Source organism: Frankia sp. CcCS3 (assembly GCF_977927575.1).
Map to the genome: position 1 here is coordinate 1 of NZ_CDWRCL010000039.1, position 20,617 is coordinate 20,617.

Genomic DNA, 20,617 nt, shown 5'->3' on the forward strand with positions numbered 1-20,617 from the left:
ATCAGCGACAGATCCAGATCCAGATCCGCTTCACCCTCACCGGCGAGCACCTCGTGGCCTACGTCGGCACCTGACCGAGGACACCGGCGTGCTGTTCGAAGCGGACCGGGAAGCTGGCGATGCCGCGCAGGACGAGGTTCCTACGGTAGGCGAGGTCGTCCGTGAGCGGCGTCATCGTGATCCCTCTCCGGATGAGCTCGTGCAGCACCATCTCCATCTCCAGGCGGGCGAGCGGCGCGCCGAGGCAGTAGTGGATGCCGAGGCTGAACGTGAGATGACGCTTCGCGGGCGTCTGGCCCGCGTACCGGGTGATGTCGAACCGCTCGGCGTCAGGGAACGCCGCCGGATCCCGGTTGGCCGAGCCGAAGAGCAACACGACGCCGTCACCGGCCTGGAACGTGTGCCCGGCGAGTTCCGTCCGCTGGTGGGCGAGGCGGGTGGTCATGTGCACCGGCGAGTCGTAACGCAGCATCTCCTCGACGGCGGGCTCTGCCAGCCGCGGGGTGGATCGGAGCAAGGCGTACTGGTCGGGGTGGCGGATCAACGCCAGGATGCCGTTGGCGACCAGGTTGACACTTGTCTCGTGCCCGGCTACCAGCAGCGTGACGCAGGTCGCGAGCATCTCGTTCTCGGTCAGGACGTCGCCCTGCTCCTCGACGGCGGCGAGCTCGCTGATCAGGTCATCGGCCGGTTCGGCGCGACGCCGGGTGATGAGGGCACGGAAGTAGGCCACGAAGTCGCGGGCGGCCTGGGAGCGTGCGTCACGTTCCTCGGGCAAGAGGAGCGGGTCGGGGTCGAACCCGCGGGCGAGCGCCCCCGACCATCGCTGAAGGTCCGGATGGTCCTCGGCCGGCGCGCCGAGCAGCTCGGCGATGATGGTGAGCGGCAACGGGTAGGCCAACGCGGTAATCACGTCGACCTCGCGGGCCTCGACGATCGCGTCGAACAGGTCCGTGACGAGTTGCTCGATGCGGGGCCGCAGGTTGGCCACCGTGCGCGGGGTGAACGCCTTGCTGACCAGCCCGCGCAGCCGGGTGTGGTCGGGCGGGTCCATCCAGAGGAACGAGGTCGGCAAGTCAAGGGTGTCGACGCCGGGATGGAACAATTCGGCCTCGTGGGCGTGACTCCAGGTGTTGTCCTGGAGAACGGTCGCGCAGCCCTGGTAGCGGGTCACCAGGTGTACGCCCAGCGGAGTGGGAAAAAGCGGTTCGGCCTCGCGGGCTGCGGCGTACCGGGGATAAGGGTTGGGCCAGTGCTCGGGATCGAACGCATCGAAGACGACCCGCGGTACGCCGGCGCGAGGGGCGGTGACGTCCGGTTCGGCACCCGTTTCGTTCACGCTCATTGGTCTCCCTGGAATGCGGTGGGCCGGGCGTCGTGGGCGGTCGGTCAATCCCGAAGGCGGACCGGAAGGGTGTCCAGCCCGTGGATGGCGACCGTGTTGCGCCAGACGGGTTCATCGGTCAGTGACAGCCCGGGGGCGCGGCGCAGGAGGGTGTCCACGGCGATCTGAGTCTCCAGCCGGCCGAGATGCGCGCCGAGGCAGTAGTGGAGCCCCTCGCTGAACGAGAGGTGGCGCGGCGCGGGGGTGCGGCCGGCGAACCGGGTGATGTCCAGACGCTCCGGATCGGTGTACACGGCGGGGTCGCGGTTGGCGGCGGCGGTCAGGATGACGATGCCGTCCCCCCGCGCGAACGTATGCCCGGCCAGCTCCCGTTCCGCCAACGCGACCCGGTGGGTGAACTGCACGGGCGGCTCGTAGCGGAGCAACTCGTCAACGGCGGGCGCCGCGAGATCGGGATCGGCAAGCCAGAGCGCGATCTGGTCGGGGTTGCGCACCATGGCCACGACACCCTTGCCGATCAGGTCGGAGACGGTCTCGTATCCCCCGATCAGCAACCCCACGGACAGCCCGAGTGCCTCCCGGCCGCTCAGCTCGCCGCGGTCCTCGGCCGCGCACATCCCGCTCAGCATGTCGTCGCGAGGATCCTCGCGCCGCTGCGCGAGTAGCGCCGCGAAGTACGCCTCGAACTCCCGCATGGCCTCCGGCCTGCGCGCCAGGCTCTCGGGCGACTGCAGGACGTCCGGATCCGTGCCGCGGACGATCTCCAGCGACCACTTCTGGACCGCGGGGTAGTCCTCGGGCGGGATGCCAAACATGTCGCCGATGAGGGTGAGCGGCAGTGGCTGCGCGAACGCCTCCATCAGGTCAACCTCGCCGGCCTCGATCGCCGCGTCGAGCAGCGCGTTGACGAGATCTTCGATCCGCTGCCGGAGCCCCTCGGTGCTGCGCGGGACGAACGCCCGTTTGACCAGCCCGCGTAGCCGAGTGTGGTCCGGCGGGTCCATCCGCAGCATCGACCCCGGCACGTCGTCGGGAGCCACTCCTGGACGGAAGGGGTTGATGCCCTCCTCGTAGCCGTGGCCCCACAGCGCGTCCGTGAAAACCGCCGAGCACTCCTCGTAGCGTGTCGCCATGAGAATACCCGGACTGATCGGGTACAGTGCGGCGAAATCGCGGACGGCCGCGTACCGCGGGTAGGGGTTGGATCGGTGCATGGGGTGAAAGGCGTCGAAGACAACCTGCGGCGCAGTGGACACGTCCACGCCCCTCTCTCGGCACGGGTGCCACAAAATCATCTCGCTGGAGTTCCGTTGATTACAGTGCCGTTGATGACAGCCTCTGCCGACTACCACGAGATGAACATTCTTCGAACCGATTCGGTCGCGATGTCGATGGAATGCTCACATAAACGCCCCGTGCGCCGCAAGGTCGTCTATGACTCGATAGGAGAAACGGATCGCCGGTGTAAACACCCGGCGAGGCGAGGAATAATCCGTGTCGGAGTCCCAGCGGACGTCGATCGACGCCATATGCGACCATGGGGGCACTGATTTGTCCACCTACGTGTTGGACCAGGGGCATCCGGACGAGCGCACCCGCCTCGAAGCGATGGCGCAGCTGTGGGACCCGGGCACCATGCGGCTCGTGGCGGCCCTGGGTATCGGCGCTGGGCATCACTGCCTCGAGGTCGGCGCGGGCACCGGCTCGGTCGCCCGGGCCCTGGCCGAGGTCGTCGGCCCCGCGGGGCACGTCCTCGCGGTGGACCGCGACATCCGCTTCCTCGACCGGCTACCGGAGCCGGTCGAGGTCCGGCGCATGGACGTGATGGTCGACGATCTTCCGCACGCGCGGTTCGACCTGGTCCACGCCCGGCTCCTGATCGCACACCTCCACCCCCATCGGCGTGCGCTCCAACGGCTCGCGGCGGCGGTCGCACCAGGCGGCTGGCTTCTGATCGAGGAGGTCGATTGGACCTGCGCCGACCTGGTCGTCCCGGAGGCGCCGATACACACCGCCATGGTCCGCGCGCTGCAAGGGCTCATAGGCGAGGGTGGCGGGTTTGACGCGACCTATGGCCGCCGACTCCTCGGCGATGTGCTCAGCCTGGACCTCACCGACGAGTCCGCGCAGTACCACGGCGTTCAGTCCCGCGGCACCGGCGAGTCGTGGCTCGCCTGGCAGCTCCTCGTGGAGCGGTTCCAGGAGAGCTTCATTGAAGCCGGACTGCTGACCCGGGACGAGGTGGACCAGTGGTGGTCCCTCAGCCGCGACGAGAACAACCTCCTCATCAGCGCGGCGATGTTCGCCGCCTGGGCCCGGCGGTCCTGCCAGACATGATCGCTGATGGGTCTCCGGGCCGTCCGCCCGCCGGTCGTCGCGAGGTGTACCGGATCACCGCAGCCGCGTAGCGACCGGACGGATGGTGATTTCGGGACCCCGAACCAAGATTGTCAGCCCTAGCTGGCAAACGGTTCTTGTGCTGCCGCGTCCCCGCGGGGGCGTGTTTCGCGGTTCGTGAAGTCCGCGGGCCGGGTAGGGTGCCGTTCGACCAGGCAGGAGCCTTCGAAGGGGCTCATCACACGCCGCCCTGCCGGGGTGGGCTGGCCCCGGGCCGGCGGGGGCTCGCCGTGGACAATATCATCATTGCAGCGACCGCCTTCGCTGTGGTCTTCCCGGCCGAGCTGCCGGACAAGACGTTCGTGGCGGCACTCGTTCTGGGTGCCCGCTACCGGCCGCTGCCGGTTCTCGCTGGGATTTGGGCAGCGTTCGCAGTGCACGTCGGCGTCGCCACCGCCGTCGGCGGCTTGGTCGCGGCGCTGCCCCGAAGGGCTGTCGAGTTGGTCGCCGGGGCGCTGTTCTTCGTCGGTGCGGTCCTCCTCCTGCGTTCCCACCCCGCCGACCCCGCCGAACTGGAGGGGCACAAGGCCGCCGGCGTCGAGGGACCCGCCGCGAGACGCGTATGGGCCGAGGCGTTCGGTGTTGTCCTCGTCGCCGAGTTCGGTGATCTCACCCAAATTCTCACCGCCACCCTCGCGGCCCGCTACCACCGCCCGATTCCCGTCGGCGTCGGCGCGTTGCTGGCCCTGTGCACCGTCACTGGGCTGGCTGTCGCCTTTGGCCACTTCCTGCTGCGGGTCGCTCCGCTGCGCCGGGTCCAGCAGTTCGCCGCCCTCGTTCTGCTCGGCCTTTCCATCTCCACTATGGTGGACGTCCTGCGCGGGTAAGGGAGATCCCTGGTCGGCGGCCGACACGCCGCCTGCGTGCGCGGGCTCCGGTCGGCGGTGCGCCCAGGCCCACTGGTCGCGAGCCGGTGGCACCGCAACTCAGCGTGGTGGCGGTGCGGGGGACCGGGTCGGAAGCCGACCGGAGTGACCTCTGGGCGCCGTGCGGGTGATGCTCGCGATGTCGATGGTGGCGATCTTCGATTGGCCGGCCGGGCGCCTCAGCGGGGGCGGACGTGCCGGTCGAGGAAGGCGAGTGCCCGTGACCAGGCGTCGGCCGCGGCGACCGGGCGGTAGACCGCCTCCCGGTCGTCGCTGTGGAAGGCGTGGCCGGCCCCGGCGTAGCTGACCAGCTCCGTCGGGGCGCCCGAGCGTGCGGCCGCGGCCCGTAGGGCGGCGATCTCGTCGGTGGAGATCAGGGCGTCTTCCTCGCCGTAGAGGCCGAGCCACGGCCCGCGCAACGACGGTGCCGCCTCCACCAAGGCGGGGATGCCGGGCCAGTACGGTGTGCTGACCCCGCCGCCGTAGAACGACACCGCCGCGGCGAGGGGGTGCCGGGTGGCGGTGTGCAGCGCGACCGTGCCACCCATGCAGAAGCCGATGACTGCGCTCCGCTCGGCGGGGAAGCCCGCGTCGAGGAGGTGCCCGAGCGCCGCGTCGATGTCGGCGTCGATGCCCGCGCCGGACAGGGTGCCCATCGTCGACGTGGCCGCGGCCCAGCCGTCGGCCGGGTCCACCTCGTCCAGCCCGTCGCGGTGATACAGGTGCGGGGCCACGGCGAGCCAGCCGGCACCGGCGAGCCGGTCGCAGACGGAGACCAGGTACGGCGTGATGCCTCGGGCGTCCTGGACGACGACCATGCCGCCGCGCGGCGGGTCCTCCGCGGCCGGGGCGAGGACTGTGAGCGGCAGCCCGCCGCGGCCGCGGACGACCTGCGCCCGCAGCCGGGCCCTGTCTTCGCCGTGATGTCGTGTTCGATGGGACGTCGCGTCGTTCGTTCCGGTTGCCATGGCGCCATCCTTTCCGCCGGCGAGCCTTCCCGCCCGATCCGCCTGTCCTGCCCATGGTCCGTCGACCACCTGGTGTCTGGAACCGCCGCGGACCGGCGGGTTCACCCGGACACGCCGGGCCGCGACACGCCACCAGACAGGCCTCGACAGCATGAAGGCGTCACGCTACTCCTTGTAGTGGCCTGGCGGGTGTCGCTGGACGGAGGGAGGACGCGGTGAGGCAACCACTGCCGAGGGTGGCGGCGACCTGGGGGAGCGCGGTGGACCCGGCGCACGTCGACCGGACCGTCGGAGCCCTCCTGTGGTGAGCGGGGGACGGCATCGTGGCGGCGGCGAACATGATCCTCTTCCGGGACGGCGCCCCCAGCCGGGACACTCGGCGCCGTCGCCCCCACTGGCCTCGGGCGAGACCGGCCTGCCCGGCTTGCCCGGCTTGCCCGGCCTGCCCGATCCGGCCGATCCGGCTGATCCGGCCGGACGGGCGTGGGCCCGGCTCGGCGGCGTCGACGGGCTCGGCACGCCCGGTGCCCGGCGGATCGCCGTCATCACCGTCGGCATGGCCCTGCTGATGGGCGTCCTGGTCTGGCTGTACGGAACGTCCGTCACCAGCCTGCGCCCCCGGGACCTGCCGATCCTCACCGTGGGCCCGGCACCCGCGGCGACCGCGCTCGCCGACCAGATCAGCCGGGTGGAGCCGGGCGCCCTCACGGTGCGCACGGTGCCGACGGTGGCCGCCGCCGACCGTGCGCTGCGCGAGCGTGACGCCTACGCCGCGATCGTCATCGGCGGCAACGGCCTGACCCTGCGGGTCGCCTCCGCGGCGAGCCCGGCGGTCACCGAGGCGCTGACCCGGGGCATCCGGGTGTTCATGCCAGGTCTGGAGATCCCGGTGGTCGACGTGGTGGCCAACGCGCCACGGGACCAGACCGGCGGCGGGCTGGCGGCCGGTTACCTCCCGTTGACGCTGGTGATCACCGCGGCCGGCGTGCTGCTGGCGCGGATGGTGGGGTCGCGGGTGATCCGGCTCGCCGGGCTCGCCGCGCTCGCGGTGCTCTCCGGCTTCGCCGGGGCCGTCGCGCTGCAGGGGGCGTTGGACGTCCTGCCCGGGGAGTTCCTGACGACTATGGCGGTCGTGACGTTGCTGGCGCTGGCCGTCGCCGGGCCGGTCCTGGGACTCGGTGCGGTCGCGGGCGTGCCGGGTCTCGTCGCCGCGGTGCTGGTTCTGGTCGCTGGTGCCGCCCTGTCGGCGGCGGCCTCCGCACCGGAGATGCTGCCACAGCCCTGGGGCGACATCGGCCAGTTCGCGCCGCCGGGGGCGGGTGCCACGCTGCTGCGCTCGACGGCCTACTTCGACGGTGCCGGCGGTGGCCGTCCGGTACTGGTCCTCGCCGGCTGGTTCGTCGTCGGGCTGGGCCTGGCGGTCGTCGGTCGGCCCGTCCGTCCACAGGAGGGGCGAATCCGCCTCAGGGTGACATCCGGCCCGAGCGTCCCGGCGCGCCGAGGCGGCATTCGAGCATAGGGTCGCAGACGTGGACCGCCGCATCTTCGGACTGGAGAACGAGTACGGCGTCACCTGCGTGTTCCGGGGACAGCGACGGCTGTCCCCGGACGAGGTGGCACGGTACCTGTTCCGTCGTGTCGTGTCATGGGGACGCAGCAGCAACGTGTTCCTCAAGAACGGCGCCCGCCTCTACCTGGATGTCGGTAGCCATCCGGAGTACGCCACCCCGGAATGCGACTCCGTGCCCGACCTGGTCACCCACGACAAGGCCGGGGAACGCATCCTCGAGGGCCTGCTTGTCGAGGCCGAACGACGGCTGCGCGAGGAGGGCATCGCCGGCGACATCCATCTGTTCAAGAACAACACCGACTCCGCCGGCAACAGCTACGGCTGTCACGAGAACTACCTCGTCGGCCGGCACGGCGAGTTCTCGAAGCTCGCGGACGTGCTGGTGCCGTTCCTGGTCAGCCGGCAGATCCTGTGCGGCGCGGGCAAGGTGCTGCAGACCCCGCGGGGCGCGGTGTACTGCATCTCCCAGCGCGCCGAGCACATCTGGGAGTCGGTGTCCTCGGCGACCACCCGGTCCCGGCCGATCATCAACACCCGTGACGAGCCGCACGCCGACGCCGAGCGGTTCCGGCGGCTGCACGTGATCGTCGGCGACTCGAACATGAGTGAGACGACCATGCTGCTCAAGCTCGGGGCGACCGACCTGGTGCTGCGCATGATCGAAGCCGGCGTGATGCTGCGGGACATGACCCTGGAGAACCCGATCCGGGCGATTCGCGAGGTCAGCCACGACATGACCTGCCAGCGCAGGATCAAGCTGGCCAACGGGCGTGAGGTCAGCGCGCTGGACATCCAGCGGGAGTACTACTCCAAGGCGGTCGAGTTCGTGGAGCGCCGCGGCGGGGACGAGGTCGCCAAGCGGGTGCTCGACCTGTGGGGCCGCACCCTGCTCGCGATCGAGACCGACGACCTCGAGCTCGTCGCCCGTGAGATCGACTGGGTGACGAAGTACGTGCTCATCGAGCGGTTCCGGCACAAGCACGGGCTGTCGCTGGCCTCGCCGCGGGTCGCCGAGCTCGACCTGAAATACCACGACATCCACCGTGACCGGGGCCTGTACTACCGGATGGAACGGGCTGGTCTGGTCGAGCGCGTCACCCGTGACCTCGACGTCTTCGAGGCCAAGTCACGCCCCCCGCAGACCACCCGGGCCCGGCTGCGCGGCGAGTTCATCAAGCGCGCCCAAGAGAAACGCCGGGACTTCACGGTCGACTGGGTCCACCTGAAGCTCAATGATCAGGCTCAGCGTACGGTCCTGTGCAAGGACCCGTTCCGTTCCGTCGACGATCGGGTCGACAAGCTCATCGCCAGTATGTGAGGACTCGAGCCCCTGTGATGTTCGTGCCGCGACGCGCCGGCGTCGTCCTGCTCTTCGCGTCAGCCCGTTCCGGCTCGCGTGGCAGCGGCCGTCGGCCGTCCGCCACCCGCCGGCACCTGCTCGCGGGTGCCGTGCTGCCCGCCGTGCTGCTCGCCCCGCTCCTGGCCGGTTGCGGCGCCTCCGACGCCCCCGACGGCACCAAGGCGGCGCCGGTGCCCTCCCGGACGGCCGTCGACGGCACCTCCGGGCGGGTCCCCGCGGTCGCGGGTGCCACCGACCTGAGCCGCAAGCCGATCTCCGCGGCGGGCCGGGGGACGGCGCCGGCCACGCTGGTCACCACCGATCTCGTGACCGGTCACGGCGCGGTCGCCTCCGCCACCAGCACCGCCACCGTCCGGTACGTGGGCGTGCTCTGGCGCGACGGCAAGGAGTTCGACAGCAGCTGGGCGCGGGGCCAGCCGGCGACCTTCCCGCTGGACGGCACGATCGCCGGCTTCGGGCAGGGCATCGACGGGATGCGCGTCGGCGGCCGCCGCCAGATCATCATCCCGCCCGACCTCGGGTACGGCCCGGTGGGGGGACGTCCGCCGACGATCCTCGCCGACGACACTCTGGTGTTCGTGGTGGACCTGATCGCGGTCGACGGGGCCACGTCGGGCGTCGGGGCCGGCGCCGGCCAGCCGTAGCCCACCGGCCCTCACCCGGCCCGGCCGTGGGTGGCCCGGTGGGCGCGACCGGTGCGCCAGCGGTGGGGCGGGGACGGGGTGGTGCGTGGCCGGTGAACTCCGGCGGCTACCCTTTGCGGGTGTGTCCCGGCGACGGGTGGAGCGGCTCCTCAACCTGACGATGTGCCTGATGGCGACATCGCGCTTCCTCACCGTGTCCCAGATCGGCGAGCTGGTGGAGGGCTACGAGCCCGGGCGCACCGAGGAAGAGCAGGACGCCTTCCGGCGGATGTTCGAGCGGGACAAGGCGTATCTGCGGGAGATCGGCATCCCCCTGGAGACCGGCGCGGACTCGGCGTTCAGCAACGAGATCGGCTACCGTATCCGCCGCGGCGACTACGCGCTGCCCGACATCGCCCTGGAACCGGACGAGGCCGCGGCTTTGGCTGTCGCCGGCTCGCTGTGGTCGAGCACGGCGCTCGTCGGGCCCGCCGCCAGCGCCCTGCGCAAGCTCGCCGCGGGCGGGGCCGCGGTGATGTGGTGGCGGGCTCGGCGTGCTCGACGGCTTCGAACCGCGGGTCGATGCAACCGAGCCGGCCTTCGAGCAGCGCCTCGCGGCGGTCCAGGCCGGTCGGACCATCCGCTTCCCGTACCGGAAGGTCGGTGAGACGGACTCCGCCGACCGGCACGTCGAGCCCTGGGGTGTGCTGTCCTGGCGGGGGCGGTGGTACCTCGCCGGGCACGACCTGCACCGTGGTGCGGCCCGGGTGTTCCGGCTGTCCCGGTTCACCGGCCCGGTGCGCATGGTCGGACCGGCCGGCGCGGTCCAGGTCCCGCCAGGGGTCGACCTGCGGGCGATGGTCTCGGCGCAGGCCCCCCCGGACCGCTTCCGGACCGCCACGCTGGCGGTCCGCCGGGGCAGCGCGCACGCGCTGCGACGGTACGCCCGCCCGGCGGCGTCGCCGTCGCCGGGCGACGCCGATCCGTCGCCGGACACGAATCCACCGCCGGGCATGGATCTGCTGGAGATGGACTTCGCCGACACCGAACAGCTCGCCCGGTGGATCGTCGGATCGGGTCCGGACGTCGTCGTCGTCGACCCACCCGAGCTGCGCGCGGCTGTGGTCGGTCGGCTCCGGGCGGCCATCACGGGCACCGCCGCCACGCTCGCGGGCACCGCCGCCCGCGGCGTGGCGTCCCCACCTGCGGGGGTGCGCCGCGACGAACGCCCGGTGAGCGCCCGATGATCCGTCGTGCGGTGCCCGCCCCGGTTCATCGTCCGGCGCTCGCTCCGGGCACGCGGTGAGCGCCGCCACCGACCGGCTGAGCCGGCTGCTCGCGCTCGTCCCCTGGTTGCGGGCGCATCCCGGGATCTCCCTGACCGAGGCGGCGGTGGCCTTCGGGGTCACCCCCCGCCAGCTGCGCGACGACCTCGACCGGCTGTTCGTCTGCGGCCTGCCCGGCGGCGCGCCCGGGGACCTCATCGACCTGAGCTATTCCGGTGATCAGATCACCGTCGTCGATCCGCAGACTCTCGACCGGCCGCTGCGGCTGTCGGTCGACGAGGCGACGGCCCTGATCGTCGCCGCCCGCGCGCTCGCCGACGTGCCCGGCCTCGCCGGCCGCGAGGCCCTGGACCGGGCGCTGGAGAAGCTGGAGGAGGCGCCGGCACCGCCGCCGTCGGCCAGGTACGCGTCACCCTCGACGTCCACGACGAGGTCCTCGCGGTGGTGCAGCGGGCGCTGCGGGACCGCCGACGGGTGCATCTGCGCTACCTGGTGTGGTCCCGCGACGAGCTGACCGAGCGCGACGTCGACCCGATGCGGGTGCTGGTCCAGGACGGCCGCTGGTACCTGGAGGGATGGTGCCACCGGGCGGAGGCGGTGCGGCTGTTCCGGCTGGACCGCATCGACGGGCCGGGCGGGGTGACGATCCTCGACGCCCCGGCGGTCCCGCCGCCGGGTACGGTGTCCCGCGACACCAGGGAGGGGATCTACCGGCCCGGCCCGGCGGACGTGCGGGTCGTGCTGGAGCTGGCGTCCCCGGCCCGGTGGGTGGCCGACTACTACCCGGTCACCGAGGTGCGCGAGCTGCCCAGCGGACGGCTCGAGGTCACGCTGTACGCCGGGGAGACCTCCTGGCTGCACCGGCTGGTCCTCGGCCTCGGGGCCGACGTGCGGGTGGTCGAGCCGCCGGCGCTCGCCGAGGAGGTGCACGCCTTGGCCCGCCGGGCCCTGCTCGCCTACGGGCTCACGCCGACCGCCGAGTAGGGTGATGGGTGTGCTCTGGGCGCTCCTCTACCTCGTCCTCATCGTCGGCGTGCTCGCCCTGCTGGCGCTCAGTGCGTGGCGGGTGTGGCAGAAGATGCGCGCGGTGCGGGCCGCCACGACGGAGCTGTCCGCGCGGGTCTCGGCCCTGGCCTCGGACACCGCGGCGCTCGCGGCGCGGCTCGACCACGCCGAGGTCAGCGCGCGGCTCGCCGAACGCACGTCCTGACCGGATCTGCTTGACCGGATCCGTGGTCCCCGTGTGATCCGCCGGGAGTGACCGTCGCGTGACGTCGATCGTGCCATATGGTCTTGTGTTGCCACAATCCAGGACTTCCGGCTTGACGAGGTAGCGATCGGTGATGATTTGGGGTTTCTGGTGTCGTTGTGGACACGCTTTGCCCGCCGAGTGCTACGAGCTATCGTGCAGGTTGGCTTCGTTGCGCATCCGTCATCTCCGGGATACCCGCACGCCGTCTATCCCCTCGTAGGCTGGCGGACGTAGCATCGATCGCACCGGTCGTCGGACCGGGCCCGGTACCGCGCTCATCGGAGGACGCCGACCATGCCAAATCTGGGCACCACCGAAATCATCATCATCGCCCTCGTCGTTCTGGTGCTGTTCGGGTCGAAGAAGCTTCCTGACGCCGCGCGTTCCTTCGGTCGTTCGCTGCGCATCTTCAAGGCCGAGACAAAGGGCCTGCGCGAGGATGACCAGCCCGCGCCCGCGGCGCAGCCGGCCCCGTTGTCGATCGAGGCCCGGCCGCCGGTGGCCCAGCCGCAGGCCGCCGCGCCCGGTCAGGTCCCCGCCTCGTCCGTGAATGCCACCGCGTCCGTGAACGGCACCGCCTCGGCCGCCGACCGGGGCTGACCTCACGGCGGTCCCACGGCCTGTCGGGCGTCCGCCGGCGCCCCTTCCTCCTTCCTCTCGACCAGGAGCCGCCGACGTGCCAGGGTTGCCCACGCCGCGAAGGCTCGTCGCATCGGTGAACCACCGCCGCACGCGTACTGTCGAGGACAGTCGCATGCCGCTCACCGAGCATCTGCGTGAGCTGCGCAACCGCGTCGCCATCGCGCTCCTCGCGTTCGCGGTCGCCGGTGTCGTCTGTTTCATCTTCGAGCCGCACATCTTCGACTGGCTCAAGGCGCCGTACTGCGACCTGCCGGCGAGCAAGCGGTTCAGCCCGGATGGCCTGGCAGCGGACGACTGCACCCTGTACTTCTTCGGCATCCTCGACGCGTTCACCATCCGCCTGAAGATCTCTATGATCGCCGCGGCGGTGGTCTCCTCGCCGGTGTGGCTGTATCAGCTCTGGTCCTTCATCACCCCTGGTCTGCACCGTCACGAGCGGCGCTGGTCGCTGACCTTTGTCGGCGTCTCCCTCGCCCTGTTCGCCACCGGCGGGGTCTTCGCCTACCTGACGTTGTCGACCGGGCTGGGTCTGCTGCTCGGCTTCGGCGGCAACGGGCTGGTCAGCGTCCTGGACGGCAACCGGTACCTCAGCTACGTCCAGGCGATGCTGCTGATCTTCGGACTGTCATTCGAGGTTCCGCTGCTCGTCACGATGCTGAATCTGGCCGGGATCATCAGCACCGCCAAGTTGCGGTCCTGGCGGCGGGCCGAGATCTTCCTGGTGTTCGTGTTCGCTGCGATCGTCACCCCCAGCCAGGACCCGTTCACCATGCTCGCGCTGGGCCTGCCCATGGTGGTCCTCTACGAGGTCGCACTGATCATCGGCTGGCTTAACGACCGGCGGGTGGCCCGCCGCGGGGACACCTCCCCGTACACCGACCTGGACGACGACGAGACCTCCCCGCTGGACTTCGACGACGCCCCGCCCCGCTCGGCGGCCTCCGCGGGCCCCGCGGCGACGGCCACGTCGCCCGGCACGGCGGACCCGGCCGGCACCGGGTCGTCGACACCCGTCGGCGCGGGGACGGCCCCCGTCGCCCCGGGCTTCTCGGGTACCGACGTCACCCACGGCGACATCACCTGACGGGCCTACGGCGACATCACCTGATGATCGTCGGTTCCTCCCCGGCCGGTCGGGACCGGCGTAAACCGGTCGGCTGCCGGCCGTCGCGTCCCGTAGGGTGGCTGATGTGTCCTCCACGCCCGAGATTCTTGTGGAGTTCGCCGCTGGCCTCCCCTTCGGGCTCGACCCGTTCCAGTTCGAGGCGGTTGCGGCGCTGGCGGCCGGTGAAGGGGTGCTCGTCGCGGCCCCGACGGGAGCGGGTAAGACGGTCGTCGGCGAGTTCGCCGCCCATCTCGCCCTGCGCACCGGGACGCGTTGCTTCTACACGACGCCGATCAAGGCGCTGTCGAACCAGAAGTACGCCGATCTCGTCTCCCGCTACGGCGCCGCCTCGGTCGGCCTGCTGACCGGGGACACCTCCCGCAACGGCGACGCCCCGATCGTGGTGATGACCACCGAGGTCCTGCGCAACATGCTCTACGCCGGCCCGGCCGACAACGGCCGGCTGGACGACCTCGGCTACGTCGTCATGGACGAGGTGCATTACCTCGCCGACCGCCAGCGCGGCGCCGTGTGGGAGGAGGTCATCATCCATCTGCCGGCGCAGGTCCGGCTGGTTTCCCTGTCCGCGACGGTGAGTAACGCCGAGGAGTTCGCCGAGTGGCTGGTCACGGTGCGCGGCCACACCCGGGTCATCGTCAGCGATCATCGTCCCGTTCCGCTGTGGCAGCATGTGCTCGCTGACCGCACCCTGTACGACCTGTTCCTCGAGGACACTCCTGGCACCCCGCCGCCGGGCGGACCCGCGGCACTCCGTGCCGTCCTGGACGATGATCTCGCCCGGTCGAGGTGGAGCGCCGGGGTCGAGGCCGGGAACGCCGGGGTCGAGGCCGGATTCGAGGTAGCCGGCACCCGGCGCGCCACCATCGGCGATCGGGACCGCGGCGATCGGGACCGCGGGCGGGACCGGGGCGGTAACCGTAACGGCGAACGGGGCCGGGACACCCAGAGGGGTCGCGGTGGCGACCGTGGTCGCAATGGGGGTGCCGGCCGGGCGCCCGTGGCAGACTTCCCCGCGGCCCGTGGTGGTCCGACGGCGGTCGGTGGACGAGTGGTGAACCCGGACCTGCTGCGGCTGGCCCGCGAGGAGAGCCGGGCGCTGTCGGGGGGCTATCCCACGGTCGGCCGCGGCCGGGGGGCGGCCGGCGCGCGCCGGCGGACGTGGGTGCCGGGCCGGCCGGAGGTCGTGGAACGGCTCGACCGCGACGGCCTGCTCCCCGCGATCGTCTTCGTGTTCAGCCGGGCCGGCTGCGATGCGGCGGTCACCTCCTGCGTGCGTGCGGGTCTGCGGCTCGTCGGCCCCGCGGAGCAGCAGCGGATCCGGACCCTGGTCCGGGAACGCACCGCCGGGATCCCCGAGACCGACCTCGCCGTGCTCGACTACTGGGCGTGGCTGGAGGGGCTGGAACGCGGCATCGCCTCCCACCACGCCGGCATGCTGCCAACCTTCAAGGAGATCGTCGAGGAGCTGTTCGTCCAGGGGCTGGTCCGGGTGGTTTTCGCCACGGAGACCCTGGCACTCGGCATCAACATGCCCGCCCGCACGGTCGTGCTGGAGCGGCTGACGAAGTTCAACGGCGAGAGCCGCGTGAACATCACCCCAGGGGAGTACACCCAGCTGACGGGCCGCGCCGGGCGGCGCGGCATCGACGTGGAGGGCCACGCGGTCGTCCTGTGGCAGCCGGGGCTGGACCCGCTCGCGCTCGCGGGGCTGGCCTCCACGCGGACCTATCCGCTGCGCTCGTCGTTCCGGCCGTCGTACAACATGGCCGTCAACCTGGTCGGCAGGCTCGGGCGGGAGCGGGCACGTACCGTGCTGGAGTCGTCGTTCGCGCAGTTCCAGGCCGACCGGGCCGTGGTGGGCCTGGCCCGGGCGGTGCAGCGCAACACCGAGGCGATCGACGCGAAGCGCGAGGCGTTGAGCTGCGACAAGGGTGACATCGGCGAGTACGACCGGTTGCGCCGGGAGATCGCCGAGCGGGAGGCCGCGCTGTCGCGGGAGGGTTCCGCGCGCCGGCGGGCCGAATCCGCGGCGGCGCTCGCCCGGCTGCGGACCGGGGACATCGTGCGGGTGCCCGCCGGGCGGCGCAGCGGGCTCGCCGTCGTGCTCGACGCCGACGCCGCCGCGAGCGCCGCCGACGGCCCGCGGCCGGTGGTGCTCACCGCGGACAGGCAGGTCCGCAGGCTGTCCCTGACTGACTTCCCGGTCGCCGTCGAACCGCTCGGCCGGGTCCGGGTGCCGCGGTCGTTCAACCCGCGCTCGCCGCAGTCGCGCCGGGATCTGGCCTCCTCCCTGCGCGCCGCCGACGTCAACCCCGATGCCCCTCCGGGCCGGCGGGCCAGGGTCCGTTCGGCCGCGGCGGACGACGCCGAGCTCGCCCGGCTGCGCCGGGCCCTGCGCGCCCATCCGGTGCACGACTGCCCGCGCCGCGAGGAGCACCTGCGTTCCGCCGAGCAGGTCAACCGGCTGGTCAAGGAGACCGCCGCGATCTCGCGGAAGGTGGAGGGCCGGACGAACACGGTCGCGAAGACGTTCGACCGGGTCCGTGCCGCGCTCGAGGACCTCGGCTACCTGGACGGGGACAGCGTCACCGCCGCCGGGCGGGTGCTCGCGCGCATCTACTCGGAGCAGGACCTGCTCGTCGCCGAATGCCTGCGCGCCGGCATCTGGGACGATCTCACCCCGCCGGCGCTGGCCGCCGCCGTGTCCACGCTGGTGTTCGAGCCGCGCGGCGACGACGCCGGCGTCCCGGCGCTGCGCGACTGCCTCGCTGAGATGGTCCGGCTGTCGGAGCGGCTCGCCGAGGCCGAGCAGGCCCACCGGCTCGCGTTCCTGCGCCCGCCCGAGCTCGGATTCGTCGCCGTCGCGCACGACTGGGCCGCGGGCCGCGCGTTGGAACGGGTGCTGACCGACAGCTCCGTGGAACTGACCGCCGGCGACTTCGTCCGGTGGATGCGCCAGCTCATCGACATCCTTGACCAGATCGCGCAGGTCGCCCCGATGGTGCAGCCGGACCCGGGTGCGCCGGGTGCGCCGGACGGCGCGCGGGTGCGCCGGACCGCCCGGGCGGCGATGGACGCCGTCCGGCGCGGGGTCGTCGCTTACGCGATGAGCGTCTGAGCCATGGTCCCTTCCCGTGCCATGGTCCCTTCCCGCGCGGTGCGCGTGCTCGGTCTGGTCCTCGGCGCCGTGCTGGACGGGCTGCTCGCCGACCCGGCGCGGCTGCATCCGGTCGCCGGGTTCGGGCGGGCCGCGTCCCGGCTGGAGAACCGGCTCTACCGGGACGGCCGGGCGGCCGGAGCGCTGCACACCGCGGTGCTGCTCGCCGCGGTCGCCGTGCCCGCCGTCGCCGCTGAACGCGCCGCTGAACGCGCCGCTGAACGCGCCGCTGAACGCGCCGCTGAACGCGCCGCTGAACGCGCCGTCGCGCTCACGGCGGCGGTCACGTGGACCGTCCTCGGTGGCGCCTCGCTGCGCCGTCAAGGCCGACGCCTCGGCGAGGAGCTGCGCGCCGACGATCTCGCCGCGGCCCGGGAACGGCTCCCGGCGCTGTGCGGACGCGACCCGGCGTCGCTGGACGCCGCCGGGATCGCCCGCGGCGCGATTGAGTCCATCGCCGAGAACACCTCCGACGCGCTGGTCGCCCCACTGTGGTGGGGGGCGCTCGCCGGACTGCCCGGCCTGGTCACCTACCGGGCGATCAACACCCTCGACGCGATGATCGGGCACCACAGCCCCCGGTACGAACGCTTCGGCTGGGCGGCGGCGCGCCTCGACGATCTGGCGAACCTGCTCCCGGCGCGGGTGTGCGCGCTGGTGACCTGCGCGTGCGCCCCGGTCGTCGGCGGTTCGGCGGTCGACGCGTACTGGGTCATGCGCCGGGACGGCCGGTCGCATCCCAGCCCCAACGCCGGGATGGTGGAAGCCGCGTTCGCCGGGGCGCTGGGGCTGCGGCTCGGGGGAGAGCTGCGCTACCCCTACCGCGTCGAGCACCGGCCGGAGCTCGGGTTCGGCCGGCGGCCGCAGGGCGCGGACGTCGCTGCCGCGGCCCGGTTGTCCGCGGCGGTGAGCGTGGTGTGTGTCGCGCTGACGGCGGCGGTTCCGGTGGCGCGGCTGGTCGCCTCCGTCCTAACCTCGCGGGTGGGCCTCGGCCTCGGTACCGGATCCGGACGCTCTGGATTCGGGGGGAGGGAGCGCGGCCGGTGAGCGGGGGACTGTTGGTCGCCGGGACCGCGTCGGACGCCGGCAAGAGTGTGCTGACCGCGGGGATCTGCCGGTGGCTGGCGCGGGAGGGGGTGCGGGTCGCCCCGTTCAAGGCGCAGAACATGGCGTTGAACTCAGCGGTCACCGCCGACGGTGCGGAGATCGGCCGGGCCCAGGCGATGCAGGCAGTGGCGGCCGGTGTGGAACCGGAGGCAGCGATGAACCCGGTGCTGCTCAAACCGGGGGGTCAGCGGCACAGCCAGCTTGTCGTGCTGGGCCGCCCGGTCGCCGAGGTCGACGCGCTCGGCTACCGCCCGTACAAGGAACGGCTGGCCGCGATCGTCCTGGAGTGCCTGGACGACCTGCGCGGCCGGTTCGACGCGGTGATCTGCGAGGGGGCCGGTTCCCCGGCGGAGATCAACCTGCGCTCGACCGACATCGCCAACATGGGCCTGGCGCGCGCCGCGAACCTGCCGGTGATAGTGGTCGGCGACATCGACAAGGGCGGGGTCTTCGCCGCCCTGTTCGGCACGCTGGCCCTGCTCGATGCGGCCGACCAGGCGTTGGTCGCCGGCTGGGTGATCAATCGGTTCCGTGGCGACGCCCGGCTGCTCGAACCCGGGCTGCGCCAGATCGAACGGCTCACCGGCCGGCCGGTGCACGGCGTCGTCCCCCGGAAGGCGGGGTTGTGGCTGGACGTCGAGGACTCCCTCGACCTCGCCGCCTTCCCCGATGCCGAGCCCCAGCCCGATGCCGAGCCTTCCCCCGGGCCCGGGACAGCAGTCGGGTCGCACGCCGGTCGGCGGGAGGTGCTGCGGGTCGCCGTCATCCGGCTGCCCCGGCTGTCGAACGTGACCGACATCGACGCGTTGCGCGCCGAGCCCGGGGTCGCGGTGCGCCTGGCCACCCGATCGGACGAGCTCGTCGACGCCGACCTCGTGATTCTGCCGGGCACCCGTTCCACCGTCGAGGACCTGCGCTGGCTGCGTCGCCGCGGTCTCGCCGCGACCCTCGCCGAGCGCGCCGCCGCCGCCCGCCCGGTGCTGGGTATCTGTGGCGGCTACCAGATGCTCGGCCGTCGCATCCGTGACGACGTCGAATCGGGTGCGGGTGAGGTCGAGGGTCTCGGCCTGCTCCCGGTCATCACCACGTTCGACCCGGTGAAGCTGCTCGGTCGCCGCGCGGCCACCGATGCCGCCGGCCGGCCGCTGACCGGCTATGAGATCCGGCACGGGCGGCTGACCGTCGAGGACCATCCGGACGGCGCCCCGTTCGCCGCGGACGGGGTGCGCGTCGGCGCGGTCGCCGGCACGAGCTGGCACGGAGTGCTGGAGAACGACGCGTTCCGTCGCGCCTATCTCGCCGACGTGGCCACGGCCGCGGGGCGTTCGTTCGTCCCGGCGTTCACGCGTTTCGCCGATGTCCGGCAGCGCCGCCTCGACGCCCTCGGTGACCTCGTTGCCGACCATCTCGACACCGGCGCCCTGCGCCGCCTGCTCGCCGAGGGCACACCCGCCGGCCTGCCGTTCGTTCCTCCGGGCGCACCCTGATAATCAACGGTGTTGACATCGTCACACCGCATAAAATCAATCATGAAAACCACCGCCAATAGCATCTGGTGGAGAGAATTTCCTTGCCGGAGAAGCCCGTGGCAGGGGCAACGGTTGACCGTTACCCGGAACGCCGTGGAGTGGAAAGAAGGTGGTGCAGGTGGGCGACGGACGGCTCGAGATCGACGGGGTGTCGAAACGGTACGGCGACGTCGTCGCGTTGGAGTCGATGACGTTCGAGGTGCGGGCCGGCGAGCTGTTCGGGTTCGTCGGCAGCAACGGTGCCGGGAAGACGACGGCGATGCGTATCGCCCTCGGGGTGCTCGCGGCGGATTCCGGGGTCGTGCGTTATGACGGCGTTCCGCTGACGTTGCGTACCCGCCGCCGGATCGGCTACATGCCGGAGGAGCGCGGCCTGTACCCGCGGATGCGGGTGGGTGAGCAGCTCGTCTACCTCGCGCAACTGCACGGAATGGGGTTGGCGGCGGCCCGTCGCGCAGTGGCGCGGTGGACCGAGCGGCTGGGGGTGTCCAGCCGGTTGGACGACGAGGTGCAGAAGCTCAGCCTCGGTAACCAGCAGCGGGTGCAGCTGGCCGCCGCGCTCGTGCACGATCCGGTCGTCCTGATACTCGACGAGCCGTTCTCCGGATTGGACCCGGTGGCCGTCGATGTGATGAGCGAGGTGCTGCGGGAGCGTCGCGCCGCCGGGGTTCCGGTGATGTTCTCCAGCCATCAGCTCGATCTCGTCGAGCGGTTGTGCGACCGGCTCGGGATCGTGCGGGCGGGCCGGATAGTCGCCTGCGGTTCGGTCGACGAGTTGCGCGCGGGCGGTGATCTGCAGGTGGTGGTGGACGCGCCGACGGCGCCGCCGGGCTGGGCCGACGGGATACCGGGGGTCGTCGTGCGTCACCGGGACGGGCCGCGGACGGTGCTGGGCCTCGCCGCGGGTGCCGACGATCAGGCGGTGCTGCGCGCAGCGCTGGCCACGGGCCCGGTGCGGGAGTTCCGTCGTCGCCGGCCGTCGCTGACCGAGCTGTTCCGTAACGTCGTCGTGCAGGCCGGGCAGCAGCCGGGGAGTGGGGCGTGCCCGGAGAACGCGGCGTGAGCGTGCGGGGGCCGGATGACGCGGCGCAGGGGTCGGGCCGGGTGATCCGGCTGATCGCCCGGCGGGAGATCGTGACGAGGACCAGGTCGCGGGCCTTCCAGATCACCATGGGGCTGTTCGTCCTCGGGATCGGCGCCATGGTGGTGCTGATGTCCCTGACCGGCGGCTCGTCGGCGAGCCGGATCGCGTTGACCGCGGTCGACTCCCGGCAGGCGGCGGCGGTCGAGGCTGCGGCCCGGTCGCTGGGCGAGGACGTCGAGGTCCGTGCGGTGGCGGATCGGGCGGCCGGCGAGCGGGCCGTGCTCGACGGTGACGTCGACGCGTTC

Annotated in this window: 19 protein-coding genes and 1 pseudogene; 17 read left to right on the plus strand and 3 right to left on the minus strand. The window is 72.1% G+C overall.

All coding sequences use genetic code 11. The features are described 5' to 3' along the window. Nucleotides 1-58: 58 nt before the first annotated feature. On the minus strand, nt 59-1,345 hold the full coding sequence (locus tag AC08OQ_RS05935; RefSeq protein WP_476605042.1) for a cytochrome P450: 1,287 nt from the start codon (nt 1,343-1,345) through the stop codon (nt 59-61). A gap of 44 nt (nt 1,346-1,389) precedes the next feature. Continuing rightward, nucleotides 1,390-2,601 (minus strand): cytochrome P450, encoded by a 1,212-nt coding sequence (locus AC08OQ_RS05940; RefSeq protein ID WP_476605043.1) that lies wholly within the window; start codon nt 2,599-2,601, stop codon nt 1,390-1,392. Nucleotides 2,602-2,839: 238 nt separating this feature from the next. On the opposite strand from AC08OQ_RS05940, the gene AC08OQ_RS05945 reads away from it, so the two are divergent. Next, nucleotides 2,840-3,682: a class I SAM-dependent methyltransferase gene (locus tag AC08OQ_RS05945; RefSeq protein WP_476605044.1), complete on the plus strand. Its 843-nt coding sequence runs from the start codon at nt 2,840-2,842 to the stop codon at nt 3,680-3,682. Nucleotides 3,683-3,972: 290 nt separating this feature from the next. Beyond that, complete coding sequence (locus AC08OQ_RS05950; protein ID WP_476605045.1) at nt 3,973-4,569, plus strand: TMEM165/GDT1 family protein; 597 nt, start codon at nt 3,973-3,975, stop codon at nt 4,567-4,569. A 218-nt stretch (nt 4,570-4,787) separates the two neighbouring features. Here the strand turns inward: AC08OQ_RS05950 and AC08OQ_RS05955 are convergent, their stop codons facing one another. Beyond that, nucleotides 4,788-5,576 carry a dienelactone hydrolase family protein gene (locus AC08OQ_RS05955; RefSeq protein WP_462187720.1) on the minus strand — a complete coding sequence of 263 codons (789 nt, stop codon included), beginning with the start codon at nt 5,574-5,576 and terminating at the stop codon, nt 4,788-4,790. Nucleotides 5,577-5,877: 301 nt separating this feature from the next. On the opposite strand from AC08OQ_RS05955, the gene AC08OQ_RS05960 reads away from it, so the two are divergent. From AC08OQ_RS05960 to AC08OQ_RS06030, 15 genes and pseudogenes are all read left to right on the plus strand, one after another. After that, complete coding sequence (locus AC08OQ_RS05960; RefSeq protein WP_476605046.1) at nt 5,878-7,095, plus strand: hypothetical protein; 1,218 nt, start codon at nt 5,878-5,880, stop codon at nt 7,093-7,095. Between the two features lie 10 nt (nt 7,096-7,105). Continuing rightward, entirely contained in the window at nt 7,106-8,464 is a 1,359-nt protein-coding gene (gene pafA / locus AC08OQ_RS05965; RefSeq protein WP_462187718.1) for a Pup--protein ligase, read from the plus strand. A 14-nt stretch (nt 8,465-8,478) separates the two neighbouring features. Further along, nucleotides 8,479-9,150: an FKBP-type peptidyl-prolyl cis-trans isomerase gene (locus AC08OQ_RS05970; RefSeq protein ID WP_476605047.1), complete on the plus strand. Its 672-nt coding sequence runs from the start codon at nt 8,479-8,481 to the stop codon at nt 9,148-9,150. Between the two features lie 169 nt (nt 9,151-9,319). After that, the gene (locus tag AC08OQ_RS05975; protein WP_476605048.1) at nt 9,320-9,796 is read left to right on the plus strand and encodes a helix-turn-helix transcriptional regulator; all 477 of its coding nucleotides are present in this window, start codon (nt 9,320-9,322) and stop codon (nt 9,794-9,796) included. Next, nucleotides 9,684-10,376: a WYL domain-containing protein gene (locus AC08OQ_RS05980; protein ID WP_476605049.1), complete on the plus strand. Its 693-nt coding sequence runs from the start codon at nt 9,684-9,686 to the stop codon at nt 10,374-10,376. Before AC08OQ_RS05975 ends, AC08OQ_RS05980 begins: the two co-directional genes overlap by 113 nt. A gap of 55 nt (nt 10,377-10,431) precedes the next feature. Then, on the plus strand, nt 10,432-10,929 hold the full coding sequence (locus tag AC08OQ_RS05985) for a hypothetical protein (RefSeq protein WP_476605050.1): 498 nt from the start codon (nt 10,432-10,434) through the stop codon (nt 10,927-10,929). After that, nucleotides 10,857-11,399: a helix-turn-helix transcriptional regulator gene (locus tag AC08OQ_RS05990; protein WP_476605051.1), complete on the plus strand. Its 543-nt coding sequence runs from the start codon at nt 10,857-10,859 to the stop codon at nt 11,397-11,399. The genes AC08OQ_RS05985 and AC08OQ_RS05990 overlap by 73 nt, the downstream gene beginning before the upstream one ends. Before the next feature lie 4 nt (nt 11,400-11,403). Further along, a complete protein-coding gene (locus AC08OQ_RS05995; RefSeq protein ID WP_476600806.1) occupies nt 11,404-11,625 on the plus strand; it encodes a hypothetical protein in 222 nt (73 codons plus the stop codon). Nucleotides 11,626-11,961: 336 nt separating this feature from the next. Further along, nucleotides 11,962-12,267, plus strand: a complete 306-nt coding sequence (tatA, locus tag AC08OQ_RS06000) for a Sec-independent protein translocase subunit TatA (RefSeq protein ID WP_476600808.1) — start codon at nt 11,962-11,964, stop codon at nt 12,265-12,267. A 76-nt stretch (nt 12,268-12,343) separates the two neighbouring features. Further along, the gene (tatC, locus tag AC08OQ_RS06005) at nt 12,344-13,393 is read left to right on the plus strand and encodes a twin-arginine translocase subunit TatC (protein ID WP_476600810.1); all 1,050 of its coding nucleotides are present in this window, start codon (nt 12,344-12,346) and stop codon (nt 13,391-13,393) included. Between the two features lie 106 nt (nt 13,394-13,499). Further along, on the plus strand, nt 13,500-16,553 hold the full coding sequence (locus AC08OQ_RS06010; RefSeq protein ID WP_476600812.1) for a DEAD/DEAH box helicase: 3,054 nt from the start codon (nt 13,500-13,502) through the stop codon (nt 16,551-16,553). 3 nt (nt 16,554-16,556) lie between these two features. Continuing rightward, nucleotides 16,557-17,639: a cobalamin biosynthesis protein gene (locus AC08OQ_RS06015; RefSeq protein WP_476611936.1), complete on the plus strand. Its 1,083-nt coding sequence runs from the start codon at nt 16,557-16,559 to the stop codon at nt 17,637-17,639. Further along, nucleotides 17,636-19,186 (plus strand): cobyric acid synthase, encoded by a 1,551-nt coding sequence (locus AC08OQ_RS06020; protein ID WP_462188502.1) that lies wholly within the window; start codon nt 17,636-17,638, stop codon nt 19,184-19,186. Before AC08OQ_RS06015 ends, AC08OQ_RS06020 begins: the two co-directional genes overlap by 4 nt. Before the next feature lie 160 nt (nt 19,187-19,346). Next, nucleotides 19,347-20,291, plus strand: coding sequence for an ABC transporter ATP-binding protein (locus AC08OQ_RS06025; protein WP_476600816.1), 945 nt, complete (start codon nt 19,347-19,349; stop codon nt 20,289-20,291). Next, nucleotides 20,288-20,617: pseudogene (locus tag AC08OQ_RS06030) on the plus strand (ABC transporter permease); the annotation flags it as partial. The gene AC08OQ_RS06025 and the pseudogene AC08OQ_RS06030, both read left to right, overlap by 4 nt.

Excerpts from the sequence above, each read along its gene's own strand:
- AC08OQ_RS05955 (WP_462187720.1), bottom strand. The coding sequence starts at position 5,576 with ATGGCAACCGGAACGAACGACGCGACGTCCCATCGAACACGACATCAC.
- AC08OQ_RS05975 (WP_476605048.1), top strand. The coding sequence starts at position 9,320 with ATGGCGACATCGCGCTTCCTCACCGTGTCCCAGATCGGCGAGCTGGTG.
- AC08OQ_RS05995 (WP_476600806.1), top strand. The coding sequence starts at position 11,404 with ATGGGTGTGCTCTGGGCGCTCCTCTACCTCGTCCTCATCGTCGGCGTG.
- AC08OQ_RS06015 (WP_476611936.1), top strand. The coding sequence starts at position 16,557 with ATGGTCCCTTCCCGTGCCATGGTCCCTTCCCGCGCGGTGCGCGTGCTC.
- AC08OQ_RS05935 (WP_476605042.1), bottom strand. The coding sequence starts at position 1,345 with ATGAGCGTGAACGAAACGGGTGCCGAACCGGACGTCACCGCCCCTCGC.
- tatA (WP_476600808.1), top strand. The coding sequence starts at position 11,962 with ATGCCAAATCTGGGCACCACCGAAATCATCATCATCGCCCTCGTCGTT.